Below are 13,647 nucleotides of genomic sequence, written 5' to 3'. Positions count from 1 at the left end.
TTTACTTATAAGTGATTTTTAAAAATGAAACAAGGTTTACACGACAAGAGGAAGGTGTCGTGTAAACCTAATTACTATTATTTAAAATCGATAGCCAACAGTAAGTGACACGGTACGCGGATCGCCATAATAGCCAATTAAGGTATTATCGCCACCAAGTCCAGGGGTGTACTTACTCACATTTTGTGGGTCTGAGGGATCGGGCGCGACAAATTGATAACCACCTATCATATACTCTTCGTCCGTTAAATTTTTAGCATATAAGCCTGCATTCCAGTGTCCGTCAGTGCTGTACCAAGTAATGCCGGCATTGAGTAAGCCGTAACTGTCTTGGGTTAGTAGGCTGTCTTCTTCAAATAACGCATACTCACCTCTATGGTAGTAATTACTATTAAATACAAAGTCTCCCATATCAGTATATAAACGATATGTTGCACCAAAATTGAAGGTTAAGTCGGGAGTGTTCGATACAGTAAAGCGGTCTGATTTATCAAATGTTTCACCGGTCTCGGGGTTGGTATCAATAACATTATCGAAGGTGCTGTCTATATAACCTAAAGAGACGTCAAAAGTGAGTGATTCAGTAGCAATGTAGGTAAGTTCTACTTCAATACCGTCTGATGTTGACTCGCCAATATTACCTAGTCGTTGATTTAAATCAGATGCATCATCGCCCGGTAGTACGGAAATATACTGACGGTCTTTATGATCTAAAGTAAATAGCGTAATGTTTGCACGAAGATTGTCGTTCCATTCGCTTTTCATTCCTATTTCAAACGAGTCTACAATTTCAGGCTTTGCTGCGGGCTCTGCTACGGTAGCACGCGGGTTAAACGTGCCTGATTTAAAACCTTGGGCATAGCTTGCAAAAAATAGAATGTCGGGGTTGTACTGGTATTCAACACCTGCACGAGGAGTAAAGCGCGTCCAGTCTTCATTATCATCAAGTACAGTAGGGACAAGCTGCCCTTCAGGTCGAACATACTCTGGTATCCAACCAGACTCTGGATAAACCGTAGCAAACACCAAACCATTGTTAACAGTTGCTTCTTTACTATCACGGGTATAGCGAGCGCCTAGGGTCATTGACCATTGCTCGTCAAAGTCATAGGTGCCTTGCATGTAAGCAGCTTTGCTTGTTGAGTTACTACAACCACTAACTTCTCGGGTAAGCCCAGCAGCACCTAAACTTTTACCTAGTTCTTCTAATATAGCTTCAAATTGGCCGCAAGACTCACCATCGTAATAATATAAACCTGATACTAGTTTGTAATTATCACCTTGGTGGTTTACCTGGAGTTCATGTGTGGTTTGTTCATCATCATAAATAGCAGGCACATCAAAGATACGAATTGAGGTGTTATCAAAATCAATATTAGTAGGGGAATAACTGTCGCGATTAGATCCAACATACTTGATACTGGTGCTATTACTTACATCCCAGCGAGCAGTGAAGCTGTAGCCTTCAAGTTCTACGTTATTTTTTGTTGGAAGGCTGGTGTATGAATCGTACTTGCTATCAGGCACTGGCGCATCAGTTAATAAGCTTGGTAATAGTCGGTAACCCCCTTTTGAGTTTGAATCGTCTTTAGTTTTATCCCATGTGAGTTTAAAAAATAGATCGTCGGTAGGCGTGTATTCAAGTGTCACTCGTGCCGCCGTAACATCTTTATTGTAGTTTTCACGGTCTTGATTATCGAGTGCAGATGTTAAAAACTCACCAAACCCATCTCGGTTTAGAGTAGCAAAGCCAAAGCCGACATAAAGTTTTTCATCAATAATTGGCAGTTGACCTGTCACTTTTAAATCTTTTTGGTTGTAGCTACCGAACGTACCTTGGAGGTTAAGTGTTGCATCACCGCTCATTTCCTTGGTCACGTATTTTATAGCGCCACCTATGGTATTTTTACCATAAAGCGTGCCTTGTGGACCCCGTAAAACCTCAATTTGTTGTACGTCGAGCAAATCAAGCACAGCACCTTGCGGGCGAGCTAAGTAAACATCATCAATATAAATGCCTACGCCTGGTTCGTATCCCCAAAGAGGGTCTTGTTGGCCTACACCACGAATAAAAGCAGTGATTGTAGAGTTTGTACCGCGGCTAGCTTGCAAAGTCGTATTAGGTGAGAATTGCTGGACTTCTGTCATCACGCTAATTCCATTTTCGGCAAGTTCTTGCGCACCTATTGAGGTTACTGCTACAGGGACTTCTTGTAAGTTTTCAACTGTTTTTCGAGCGGTTACTTCTATACGTTCTAGCTCACCTTTTTTTGCTGTAGCTTTCTCTGCTGCAACACTATTAAAGCTGCTTGTTATAGCCAGTGCTACTGCAATAGTGAGTAAGGTTGGTTTGTGTTTGAGCTGATTCATAGTGTGTTCCTATTTATTGTTATCACAAAAATGCTTAACTCGCGTCACCTAAGTTCACTGTAGAAGATTGCACCTCAAATAGAATTAGTACCATAGTGCTATACGTTAAATTGTTATTTTAAAGTCCTTTAAATTCATTTGCTTATATTATTTTTAATAATGGATAGTACCTTAGTGTTATGTATTTATGTGGCCATTGCAGTAACACTCAGGGTAACCAAGTATGAAGGTTATAAATATTACTCGCGTGTCACCTCATCGTGTAATAACAATAAATTAGGAACCTCTATGCTGAGCATGATAGGACTATTAGGCGGGTTAGTACTGCTGATTATTTTAACGCTACGCGGCGTTAATTTGTTTATTGCCGCACCGGTATGTGCACTGCTTGTGGCGCTTACAAGTAATATGGCGATTTTTCCGGTAACGGACTCTGTTAATTTTATTTCGGCTTATATGGATGGATTTGCTGGCTTTCTGAGTGCCTGGTTTTTTATGTTTTTGTTGGGCTCTTTATTTGGCAAATTTATGGAAGATACCGGCGCAGCAGATAGTGTAGCTAGTTACATTGTCGGTAAGTTAGGGATGAAGCATGCGGTTTTAGCGGTAGTCATTGCGTGCGCTGTTTTAACCTACGGAGGAGTTAGTGTATTTATAGTCGCGTTTTCGGTATATCCCATGGCGCTGAGCTTATTTAAAGACGCTAACTTGCCTAGGCGCTTTATACCAGCGACCCTGGCATTTGGTTCGGTTACTTTTACAATGACCTCTGCAGGTTCACCTGAAATACAAAACTGGATACCGGTCAAATACCTTGGAACCTCACCTTATGCTGCGTGGGAAGTAAGTTTAGTTGTAGCTGTATTTATGGCGACAGTAGGCTATTACTGGCTAAATAAAATGATAAAAAAAGCTATTGCAAAAGGCGAATGTTTTGAAGCACGCGAAGATGACCCTGTATTGCTTGAGCGAAAGCGCCCACACCCAATAACAGGCGTTATACCTTTATTTGTTGTTTTACTCCTGTCGTTTTTTTTACATGATGTGTTACAGCAAACGGCATTAATAGTTGCGTTATTAGGTGGTGTTTTAAGTATTGTCATTATTAATTATAAATACTTTTATAATATGTCGGCTGCAATAAATGTAGGTACTACAGGGGCTTTAGTGGCTATTGGTAATACTGCTGCGGTTGTTGGGTTTGGCGCTGTAGCTAAAGTATCGCCTGCTTTTACAGCAGCGGTAGATGCAATGACTCACATGCCAGGTAATGAATTAGTCGGTGCGGCAGTGGCCGTGAGTGTGATTGCAGGGCTTACCGGTTCTGCATCGGGCGGGCAAGCTATCGCATTGCCACTTGTCGCTCCGCAATATTTAGATATGGGTGTTAATCCTGAGCAGTTACATAGAGTGGTTGCGATTAGTTCTGGTGCGCTCGATACCCTCCCGCATAATGGTTATGTAGTTACGACCATACGTGCAATTTGTAAAGAAACCCATCAACGTGCCTATTGGTCTATGGCTGCTCTTACGGGAGTGGTGCCTGTAGTAGGTGTAGTGCTTGCTTTGTGTTTATTTATTTTCTTTTAGGATGAATCATGAAAATTAAAATTATATTGCCCCTATTTATATTGTTGTTAAGTAACGCCGTTTATAGCGAAACAATATTAGTGAAAAAACAGCATTTTACCACTGAAGATTTTACAACTGTGTCGGGGGCTACTTTGCCAAAAGTAGACATAGGCTGGGAAAGTTACGGTAAATTAAATAAAAATAAAGATAACGTTATTTTAATTACTCATTATTTTTCGGGCACGTCACACGCCGCAGGTAAATACAAAGCTGATGATGCACTTGCCGGTTATTGGGATGCATTAATAGGCCCAGGTAAAGCAATCGACACTAATAAATATTTTGTAATTAGCTCAGACACTTTGGTCAATGCAAACTGGCATGATCCTAATGTAATTACCACGGGGCCAGCTTCTATAAATCCTAAAACAAATAAACCTTACGGGTTAGACTTTCCGGTAGTGACAATTACTGATTTTGTTGAAGTGCAAAAACGCTTACTCGATAGTTTAGGTATTAACAAACTGCATGCCGTAATAGGTGCCTCAATGGGATCGTTTCAGGCACTGGAGTGGGCAGTACGTTACCCAGAGCAAGTAGAGCGCTTAGTACACGTAATTGGTGCGGCAACCATGGATGCATGGACTGTGTCGGCACTAGAAAAATGGGCCATGCCAATTCGTTTAGATAAAAACTGGCAGCAAGGTAATTACTATAACAAAGAACGCCCACTTGCAGGGCTTACCGCTACGCTACTAAACATTACCCAAGATGCTATGCATCCGCTTATTTATAACGCCAGTTTCCCTAATTTTGAGGTGCTAGATGACGGCGCACTTCAAGATATTCGCACCTTACCAAAAGTAAACCAGGTTTTAGAGGCTAGAGCATTAGCAAAAGCTAAGCTACAAGATGCAAACCATATTTTGTACTTAGTGCGAGCATCGCAGTTATTTACCGCAGGTAGATCAGCCAATTTAACTGATGCCCTAAAAAAGGTGCAGGCAAAAACCTTATTGCTACCTGCCACTAACGATTTATTGCTACGCCCCGAAAATGTCCGCAATATGGACTCAATAATGGATGAACTAGGTAAAGAGGTCACTATTTCTGAAATTGCGGGTGGTTGGGGCCATTTAGATGGGCTGTTTTCGATTGCGCCTAAAGCGCAGCAAATTAGTGAGTTTTTAGCCAACTAGGAGGCCTGCATGAGCAAAACAATTTTAATAACCGGTGCAGCCAGCGGTATTGGCTTATATATAGCACAGCAATTAGCAGCAGCGGGTCATCATATTATAGTAACCGACCTAAATGCAGCGCACGCAAAAGAAGCGGCAGAGGGTATTGTTACTAATGGCGGAAAAGCCCAAGGTTATGCATTAAATGTGGCCGACAGCGAGGCAATTACCGCTTTTTTTAATCAGTTACCGCAAATTGTTGATGTGCTTATAAATAATGCCGGCATTCAGCACGTAGCAAAGCTTGAAGAATTTCCGGCTGATAAATGGCAATTTTTGCAGCAAGTAATGCTAGTTGGACCTGCAATGATGACCAAAGCGGTATTACCTAAAATGCGCGAACAAAATTTTGGCCGAATTATTAATATTGGCTCTATTCATGCCATGGTGGCCTCTAAATATAAGTCGGCTTATGTGGCCGCCAAACATGGCTTAATTGGCTTTAGTAAAGCTATAGCCCTTGAAACAGGGGATGCCAATATAACCATTAATATCGTGTGTCCTGCGTATGTAAAAACACCGCTGGTAGAGCAGCAAATTGCCGCACAAGCTAAAGAGCATAGCTTATCTGAGCAACAAGTAATCGACACTATTATGCTAGCACCTATGCCTAAAAAAGCCTTTATTGGTTTAGATGAAATACACCATACGGTAACCTTTTTAATGGCTGATGCGGCGCGAAACATTACCGCACAAGCGATAGCTATAGATGGCGGCTGGACCGCACAATAGGAGCTAACAATGGCAGGATTCGATAAGGTAGTAAGTAGTTACAGCGAAGCAATGGCAGGGCTTGAAGATGGCATGACAGTGATTGCCGGTGGTTTTGGCTTGTGCGGTATACCGGAGGGACTTATTGGCCAAATAAACGTCAAGGTATTCGCAATTTAACTGTGGTGTCTAATAACTGTGGCGTAGATGGTTTTGGTTTAGGCGTGTTACTAGAGGATAAACAAATACGCAAAATGGTGGCCTCGTATGTGGGTGAAAATGCCTTGTTTGAACAGCAACTACTCAGTGGTGAGCTAGATGTAGAGCTTACTCCACAAGGTACACTGGCTGAAAAAATGCGCGCTGGTGGCGCGGGTATTCCTGCTTTTTATACAGCCACTGGAGTAGGCACGCCAGTGGCTGAGGGCAAAGAGACACGTAGTATTAATGGTCGAGATTACTTACTAGAGCACAGTATTACCGGTGACTTTGCCATTGTAAAAGCGTGGAAAGCGGATCGTTTTGGTAATTGTATTTATCGCCATACCGCGATGAACTTTAATCCTATGGCCGCCACCACGGGTAAAATAACCGTACTCGAAGTAGAAGAAATTGTAGAGCCTGGGGAGTTAGAGCCAAGCCAAATACACACTCCCGGTATTTATATCGACCGGGTTATAAAGGGGGTGTTTGAAAAACGCATAGAAAAAGAGACCACCCAAGCAGCAAAGCAATAAGGAGCAAGTTAATGGCATTAACACGTGAACAAATCGCCAAGCGAGTCGCGATGGAATTACAAGATGGCTATTACGTTAATTTAGGCATTGGGATCCCTACCTTAGTAGCTAACTATGTTCCCGATAATATTGCAGTAATGCTGCAATCAGAAAATGGCCTGCTGGGTATGGGGCACTATCCTACTGCCGATGCGCTCGATGCTGATATGATAAACGCCGGTAAAGAAACTGTTACTGCCGCCACTGGCGCAGCCATTTTTAACTCAGCCGAAAGCTTTGCGATGATCCGCGGTGGTCATGTTGACTTAACCGTATTGGGCGCCTTTGAAGTTGACCAAAACGGTAATATTGCTAGCTGGATGATTCCCAATAAATTGATAAAAGGTATGGGCGGTGCCATGGATTTAGTTGCCGGTGCAAAAAACATTATTTGCACGATGACCCACGCTAACAAGCATGGTGAGTCAAAATTACTCAGTGAATGCAGCTTACCGCTTACCGGTGTGGGGTGTATTAATAAAGTAATTACCGACTTGGCTTTACTGGAAATTAAAGATGGTGCATTTCATTTATTAGAGCGTGCCCCCGGAGTGAGCGTAGAAGAAATTCAAGCTAAAACACAGGGGCGTTTAATTATCCCTAAAAATACACCCGAAATGACATTTTAATAATAGCTTACTGTCGTTATTAATTAAGCCCGCATTGTTGCGGGTTTTTCATAACTTGAAAAACTATAAATTCAAAATTTAATAATTTGATATGGATTTTTATTATAAAAGCATTGATCTTTCAGAGTTAAAATTAATTCAAGCTAGGAATGATTTTATCGCCACTCAAGACAGCTACTGCTTTGACATAAAATTAAATAGTCTCTTGTAAAATCTTAGCCTCAAAATATCAACAGCCTTTAATTAGAGGCTAAAAATATTCGTAATTAATTGGGTATTTTAATCGACTAACGGACTTTATTTGCTGTTATACGTAAATTAATCTGCTCTACTAGTACTTTATCCTGCTTGTTTAGACGCCCTACAATGAGCAAGAAATCACTACCGTCAGTTTTTATTACTTTAATGCTTGTGTTATCAAGTTTGGTTTTACCGTATGTGGTTTCTATTTTTTCTATGTCTTTAAAGTGACTAAGATCTGATTCAAGCTTACCGTCATCGTTTTTGTAGTAACTAAAAACATAGTTCTCGGTTATTCCGTTACCGTCTTCTCGGTAATCAAATACTGCATCGCTATAAAAATAAAGTATTTCTTCGTTTTCAGGTGTGAGGCGATTACGTTTTAAAAAGTGTACTTGGTAAGGCCATAAACTATCGCCTTTGATAATTGCAGCATTGGGTAAAATATTTACTTCTTGAAGTACGCCCAAAAATAATAGAGGTGCAAACGCAAGCGAGATTAAATACTGTCTAATTCGTCAGTACGAGTTGTAATGTAGGGCTTCTTTACTTGTATCGGTTTGTTCAATGTAACTAACTAGAGGCAACCATAAAAATGGCATTATACAAATCACTATGGTTGCGTATTCGTCCATACGATAAGCAAAGGCGCTGGCAAGTACCATTAGCCAGAGTGTTAAGGCAGTCCAGTTAGGCATTACTCTATTTTTGTTTAACTGTTGTTGGCTGTGCTGTGCAAGTGCGCGATATAAAGGGTAATACCATAAAAATGCAAATATACCTCGAGCAATAGGCATAATACTTGAGTTATCGCGCTCTTTAATGGCCTTAAAGTTACGATAACTCCAGTAGTTAACAAATATGCCTAAACTTAAAATACTGTAAATAATAAACTTACTTACAGATACAGCATAAAATGGACTATCTTCAAATTTAACTTTTTTTGCTGACTCTAATCGCCAATCGGCAAAAAAGAATATGAGTACTAAAATATAGCCAGCCAACACATATTTAAGCCAGCTATAACCAAGGCTGTCTAGCACATCAGCTGTTGTTTGAGGCGTTTCACTCGCCTTTGCATATTTTAGAATAGAGTAATGGGTTGCTGATATTAACTTTTTACGCTGTGCTAAATAATCATCTATTTGATCCGCTTTAATATGATCTTGTTTTGCGTAATAGTTATAGCTCAGTGTTAAAACGTTATCATTAAATTCAGTAGTTGTTTTTAGATTGAAGTAGTCGTTGTCAATTTCTTGTTGATCGCTATCAAATCCCCAATCTTTTTCTGCAAAATGTAGTTTTATTGTGGTGTTAATTATATTGGGGTAGTCAAAGTAAAGTGGGTCGGTACGATTTACCTGCTTTGGTTCGTAAACGCTATTTTGTATTTCACTCGCATAAAAACTAGCTTCGTAGCCTTCGTCTGTTTTTTCCCAAAATTCACTAATTAAATACGATTCTTTGGTTATTAGTTTGCCCGTTTTTTCTTGCTCACTAATTGCCATTGCTTCATTGATTGATAGACCATTTAAAAAGCCTTGGTAATACTCGAAATAAGATTTAGCAACGCTATTTAGACCACTGCTGGCTATATTGCTTCTTCGGTTAATTGCTTCAAATTCAGCATAAGTGTACTGGGTTTCAAAACGTGATGGCTCAGATACTTTTTCAGCAATAAAAAAGTTATCTTCTACAGATACATTTGTATGTACAGGTTTTTGCGCCATTGAAGTTAAAGCGCTTTGACCTTTATCAATAATTAGGGCATAGCCATAATCAGGCTGTGCTAAATATTCGAGAGTACCTCGTTGGTAGCTAACCGTAGGATCGAGCCAGTAGCGTTTTCCGTTTTGTTTAAGCGTAACAATAACGTGATTAAATACACTTGCAGAAGGTGGAAGTTCTTTTAAACGTTTGGTTTCCTCTGTATCAACTAGCGCAGGGAAGGCTTCTATATCCATCGCTTTTAATAACGAGATAAGCAGTACTGTTTTATCTTTGCAATCGCCGTATCGTAGCGAAAGCGTTTCTGAAGCTGGCGTTGGTTGATGCGAGTTAGTGCCCATTTCAAGCCCTAAATATCGAACTTCGTCTTGGCTAAAGCGCAGTGCTGCGGCAATTTTGTCTGATGTTTTTGTGTGTTTTGCTTTTATTTCTTCAGCAACATCCAAAATGCTGTTTGGGGTTTCTATGGCTGATTGATAAAGCGGATATGCCCAGTTAACGACCTGACCCCAATCGTCAAACTCAGAAAAGTAAACTTGTGTATACGGGTCGTACCACGTTGGGGTTTGAGAGTTTTGCTCCAGTAAAGGTTCTTCAAAAAGAGTTATAGAATAATCTTTACCATATTTGTTAAGCGTTTCTTGAATATCAGCTGCGCCGTTTATTGTATTAATATGTAAAGGCGTTTGTTTACCCCAAAGTACACGCATATTTTGTTGCACTACGGGTACCGACCAGTTCAGCGTGCGTCTTGTACTAAACTTATTAGCATATATAGGGTTGCTGCCTGTCACTGTGTAGCTGTAATCGAGTATGTCGCCACTGCGCATATCATCAATAATAATATTGAGTGATAAGCTACCATTATAAATACGATCAGCTAATTCAGATTCACCTTGTATAACCGTCATTCTCGCGCTACCAAGCTTATCAATACGCTCATTATTTCTGATAATCGTTAAGCTATTTAGTGTTAGCGACTCGTAACTTGGATCAAAATCAAGACTAAGCTGGCTTATATAATCAACACCACTTTGATTTAAAGCCTGCATAACCAAACGTATATAGCGTTGCTGTTTTTGCCTGCTCGGTATATAGGATTGGTTATCGAGTAACAAATAAAGTGTGCCGTCACGTACTTTGGTTATATCGGAATTCTTGGGTTGCTCAATTATATGTGTATTAACCCAATTAGCTGGTTTATCTATTTTATATTGCTGCGCAAAAATATTATGAGAGAAAATTAATAAGGTAAGTGCAATTAGCCAAGCACTGAGTCGAAGGAAGTTCCATTTCATTGTGGGGTCTTATAGTTGTTTTTATAAATACTATTGAAGGAATAATGTACCAAATTTAGGCTTTTTTGACAATGAGATGTTAATAGAATCCATCGACATATTTATAATTATGATAATGAATAAGTTCAGCTCAATTTAGCTTATTATTTATAGGCATGGGTTATAAATACAATGAAAGCATAAAGGTATTTAATTATCTCTAAAAATGGCTTTGCTGTTTGTCTTATTGCTCGGCACACATTTTACTTTGCAAAATACATGATGCTTTTGTAGAGCACGCAACCACTGCATTTAATGCTCAGCAAATGGGCGATTTGGTCGGTGTGAGTCGCTCTACAGCACGCCGTTACTTAGAGTATTTGCTTGAATCAGGTAAGTTAACAGCGGATCAAAGTTATGGCAGTATTGGCCGTCCTGAACGTTGCTATAAAATAGCGAAGTAACTTGGTGTATCTGAAACTTAAGTATTAAACGCTATTAATTTCAATGCCTTGCGTTTTTTTTGTTATGTTTGATATTTAATAGATTCTGACGATAAAAAAAATATATTGAATTGATTGCATTTTAAGCGGCTTGCATGGTGATGTTCGCATTAAGTGATGTTATACTCCTGCCGAATAATTTATCGACTTTATTAAGAGTAAAATTAATGGCAGATTTATCGAAGTACAGAAACATTGGTATTTTCGCGCACGTTGATGCGGGTAAAACCACGACTACTGAGCGTATCCTAAAGCTTACTGGTCAAATCCATAAAACAGGTGAGGTTCATGATGGTGAATCTACTACTGACTTCATGGAACAAGAAGCTGAGCGCGGTATTACTATCCAGTCTGCGGCTGTAAGCTGTTTCTGGAAAGATCACCGTTTTAACGTTATCGATACTCCTGGACACGTTGACTTCACAGTTGAAGTTTACCGTTCACTTAAAGTACTTGATGGCGGTGTTGGTGTTTTCTGTGGTTCTGGTGGTGTTGAACCACAATCAGAAACTAACTGGCGTTATGCTAACGAATCAGAAGTTGCACGTATTATCTTCGTTAACAAATTAGACCGTATGGGTGCTGATTTTTACCGTGTAACTGAGCAAGTACGTAAAGTACTTGGTGCTACTCCACTAATCATGACTTTACCAATCGGTATCGAAGATGAATTCTGTGGTGTTGTTGATGTTTTAACTAAAAAAGCATACATCTGGGATGAAACTGGTCTTCCAGAAAACTACGAAATCACTGACGTTCCTGCAGACATGGTAGAAAAAACTGATGAATACTATGAAATGCTTGTTGAAACTGCTGTAGAGCAAGACGACGACCTAATGGAAGCGTACATGGAAGGTGAAACACCTTCTTTAGAAGATATCAAGCGTTGTATCCGTAAAGGTACACGTGACCTTGCTTTCTTCCCTACATACTGTGGTTCTGCGTTCAAGAACAAAGGTATGCAGTTAGTACTTGACGCTGTTGTTGATTACTTACCAGCACCTACAGAAGTTGATCCTCAACCTCTAATGGATGAAGAAGGTAACGAAAACGGTGAATACGCAATCGTATCCGCTGACGAACCTTTCAAAGCGCTAGCATTCAAAATCATGGATGACCGTTTTGGTGCATTAACATTCGTACGTATCTACTCAGGTAAACTTAACAAGGGTGACACTATCCTTAACGCGTTTACTGGTAAAACTGAGCGTGTTGGCCGTATGGTTGAGATGCAAGCAGACGACCGTAACGAATTAACTAGCGCACAAGCTGGTGACATCATTGCAATCGTAGGTATGAAAAACGTGCAAACTGGTCACACACTTTGTGATCCTAAGCACCCAGTAACACTTGAGCCAATGGTATTCCCAACTCCAGTAATCTCGATTGCTGTACAGCCTAAAGATAAAGGCGGTAATGAGAAAATGGGTGTTGCTATCGGTAAAATGGTTGCAGAAGATCCATCTTTCCAAGTTGAGACTGATGAAGATTCAGGCGAGACTATCCTTAAAGGTATGGGTGAGCTTCACTTAGATATCAAAGTAGATATCCTTAAGCGTACTTACGGTGTAGACCTTATCGTAGGTCAACCACAGGTTGCTTACCGTGAAACTATCACTCGTGAAGTTGAAGATAGCTACACGCACAAGAAACAATCTGGTGGTTCTGGTCAGTTCGGTAAAATCGACTACCGTATCAAGCCAGGCGAAGTTGCTTCAGGCTTCACGTTTAAATCATCAGTTGTTGGTGGTAACGTACCTAAAGAATTCTGGCCTGCAGTTGAGAAAGGCTTTAAGTCAATGATGAGCGAAGGTGTGCTAGCTGGCTTCCCTGTGCTTGACGTTGAAGTTGAACTTTTCGACGGTGGCTTCCACGCAGTGGATTCATCAGCAATCGCATTCGAAATCGCTGCTAAAGGCGCTTTCCGTCAATCGATCCCTAAAGCGGGCGCACAACTTCTTGAGCCAATCATGAAAGTTGACGTGTTCACTCCAGAAGATCACGTTGGTGATGTAATCGGTGACCTTAACCGTCGTCGTGGTATGATGAAAGACCAAGAAGCTGGTTTAACAGGCGTTCGTATTAAAGCTGACGTTCCGTTATCAGAAATGTTCGGTTACATCGGTTCATTACGTACAATGACATCAGGTCGTGGTCAGTTCTCTATGGAGTTCTCACACTACGCACCATGTCCACAAAACGTAGCTGAAACTGTAATCGCAGCAGAAAAAGAGAAAAAAGCTGCTAAGTAATTAGCTCTTTAACTCTTTAAAAAAACCCGCACATGTTGCGGGTTTTTTATTACCTATAATTTGGTTTTATTTTTTTAGTTATTTATAACTACTTTTTATTATTAATTAGTCCTATATAACTAATTAATAAAAAGGTACTAGAGAGTAATTTATTTACATTAATTATTTAATCGATTGCTTTATATAAGGTTTATTGTGAGTAGAGTGTAACTTGTTGAATTTTGGTAGCTTATATTGATGCTTTACGATACGTAATGTAGAATATCAGCACTTTTAGACTAGAGCTCTAAAGTCAGATAAGGAAGTCTCCGAAGCAGAGACGTTTACATAGTAATTTTATATAAGACGTAA

Annotated in this window: 8 protein-coding genes and 2 pseudogenes; 7 read left to right on the top strand and 3 right to left on the bottom strand. The window is 40.1% G+C overall.

Translation table 11 applies throughout. The features are described from left to right. Positions 1-81: 81 nt before the first annotated feature. Positions 82-2,370 (bottom strand): TonB-dependent receptor, encoded by a 2,289-nt coding sequence (locus H5088_RS15970; protein WP_182753666.1) that lies wholly within the window; start codon positions 2,368-2,370, stop codon positions 82-84. A 288-nt stretch (positions 2,371-2,658) separates the two neighbouring features. On the opposite strand from H5088_RS15970, the gene H5088_RS15965 reads away from it, so the two are divergent. From H5088_RS15965 to H5088_RS15945, 5 genes and pseudogenes are all read left to right on the top strand, one after another. Beyond that, positions 2,659-3,960 carry a GntP family permease gene (locus H5088_RS15965; protein WP_182753664.1) on the top strand — a complete coding sequence of 434 codons (1,302 nt, stop codon included), beginning with the start codon at positions 2,659-2,661 and terminating at the stop codon, positions 3,958-3,960. Between the two features lie 8 nt (positions 3,961-3,968). Beyond that, positions 3,969-5,141, top strand: coding sequence for a homoserine O-acetyltransferase (locus H5088_RS15960; protein ID WP_182753662.1), 1,173 nt, complete (start codon positions 3,969-3,971; stop codon positions 5,139-5,141). A gap of 9 nt (positions 5,142-5,150) precedes the next feature. Further along, entirely contained in the window at positions 5,151-5,912 is a 762-nt protein-coding gene (locus H5088_RS15955) for a 3-hydroxybutyrate dehydrogenase (RefSeq protein ID WP_024595645.1), read from the top strand. 9 nt (positions 5,913-5,921) lie between these two features. Next, positions 5,922-6,628: pseudogene (locus H5088_RS15950) on the top strand (CoA transferase subunit A). 11 nt (positions 6,629-6,639) lie between these two features. After that, complete coding sequence (locus H5088_RS15945) at positions 6,640-7,296, top strand: 3-oxoacid CoA-transferase subunit B (protein ID WP_182753660.1); 657 nt, start codon at positions 6,640-6,642, stop codon at positions 7,294-7,296. 287 nt (positions 7,297-7,583) lie between these two features. Here H5088_RS15945 and H5088_RS20360 read toward each other — a convergent pair whose 3' ends face one another. Next, a complete protein-coding gene (locus H5088_RS20360) occupies positions 7,584-8,006 on the bottom strand; it encodes a hypothetical protein (protein ID WP_259398127.1) in 423 nt (140 codons plus the stop codon). A 48-nt stretch (positions 8,007-8,054) separates the two neighbouring features. Next, a complete protein-coding gene (locus H5088_RS15940; protein WP_259398126.1) occupies positions 8,055-10,562 on the bottom strand; it encodes a DUF3857 domain-containing transglutaminase family protein in 2,508 nt (835 codons plus the stop codon). Positions 10,563-10,801: 239 nt separating this feature from the next. Between H5088_RS15940 and H5088_RS15935 the strand changes: the two are divergent. Together H5088_RS15935 and fusA are read left to right on the top strand one after the other, a co-directional pair. Beyond that, positions 10,802-11,005 (top strand): annotated as a pseudogene (locus H5088_RS15935) (two-component system response regulator); the annotation flags it as partial. Between the two features lie 206 nt (positions 11,006-11,211). Then, complete coding sequence (fusA, locus tag H5088_RS15930) at positions 11,212-13,296, top strand: elongation factor G (RefSeq protein ID WP_182753655.1); 2,085 nt, start codon at positions 11,212-11,214, stop codon at positions 13,294-13,296. The last annotated feature ends 351 nt before the right edge of the window (positions 13,297-13,647 follow it).

The organism is Pseudoalteromonas sp. SR43-3 (assembly GCF_014163875.1).
Classification (GTDB): Bacteria; Pseudomonadota; Gammaproteobacteria; order Enterobacterales; family Alteromonadaceae; genus Pseudoalteromonas; species Pseudoalteromonas distincta.
The sequence above is the reverse complement of the archived record's forward strand: the minus strand, read 5'-3'. Positions and strand labels throughout refer to the sequence as shown.